This window comes from Paenibacillus zanthoxyli JH29, assembly GCF_000520715.1.
Taxonomy (GTDB): domain Bacteria; phylum Bacillota; class Bacilli; order Paenibacillales; family Paenibacillaceae; genus Paenibacillus_AQ; species Paenibacillus_AQ zanthoxyli.
Genome location: NZ_ASSD01000023.1, coordinates 1 through 950, shown reverse-complemented (window position 1 = coordinate 950; position 950 = coordinate 1). Strand labels below are relative to the sequence as shown.

2 protein-coding genes are annotated in these 950 nt (G+C 52.1%); both read left to right on the top strand.

Annotation, left to right across the window (positions count from 1 at the left end; genetic code table 11):
* Positions 1–73: 73 nt before the first annotated feature.
* The gene (locus tag L691_RS0101080; RefSeq protein ID WP_232229063.1) at positions 74–457 is read left to right on the top strand and encodes an oxidoreductase; all 384 of its coding nucleotides are present in this window, start codon (positions 74–76) and stop codon (positions 455–457) included.
* A gap of 58 nt (positions 458–515) precedes the next feature.
* On the top strand, positions 516–950 hold a 435-nt coding region (locus tag L691_RS27460; protein ID WP_198022951.1), incomplete at its 3' end, for a hypothetical protein.

The following is a 950-nucleotide window of genomic DNA, read 5'->3' as shown; positions in this document are numbered from 1 at the left end:
AAGAATCTCGTGACTTTAGTCATGAGAGGTTCAATACATTCATTTGTCAATCGGAAGCTACAAGCGTACCTCGTTGAATGAAACTTCAGATAAAGAACCTGTCCTTGCAAAATTTGTTAAGGCGCTGCATAATAGCAAACCGTTGATCGGCGGAGGCTCGGTGGAGCGGCCGGAGGATGCAGAAGCCGTTATTCAAAGCGGGGCAACTCTGGTAGGAATAGGCAGAGAGCTTATCCGTGAACCGAAATGGGTGCAAAAAGTGCAAGCCGGTGATCTAAAAAGTATTCGCTACGAGCTTTCGCCGTTTGAACTGGACGAGCTGCGTATTCCGCTAGCCATGCAGATGTATCTCAAAGACTCGTTTCGAGAAGTAATGCGCTTCACCACAGACGGTGACCCCCAGACGAGTTATGAAACAGAGCTTGCGCCAATGGAAGGCTTCGAGAAAAAATTGTAATGATGATATGATCCCCGAATGGCGTTATGTTGTTTCCCAAGGGGAAAAACCGGCAACAATGAAACTAATCAACCCTTCAGGAGACGAAGTGATGCGAAAGAGTGGCGGGTACGTAAGGCGGGCTGCAAAGCTGCAATTGACGGATATATACGGGGCCATGGCTGCGGGGCTTGCAGCTGCGGCTTGTCTGAAGCGTGGACTGTTTTTCTCCGAGGATTGGTATCCTATTCTAACCGTCTGGTTCTTGCTGTGCGGAGCGGCTGCGGCAAGCTGTCTCCATAAAGGGGATGAGCGGCGGCCCGGAGGGATAGGGGGTCTGGGCAAGGCGCAGAGGGTGAAGTGTAGTCTGGCAGGAGATTTAGAACGGGGAAAGGAGAGCAAGCCTGCGGGAAAAAGGAGCCGGGCTCGGACGGTTATGCTAGTCGGTCCGGTGATAATGGCTGCATTATATGCCGCCGCCTGGCTGAGAGGTCCCCTGTCGGTACAGGGAACC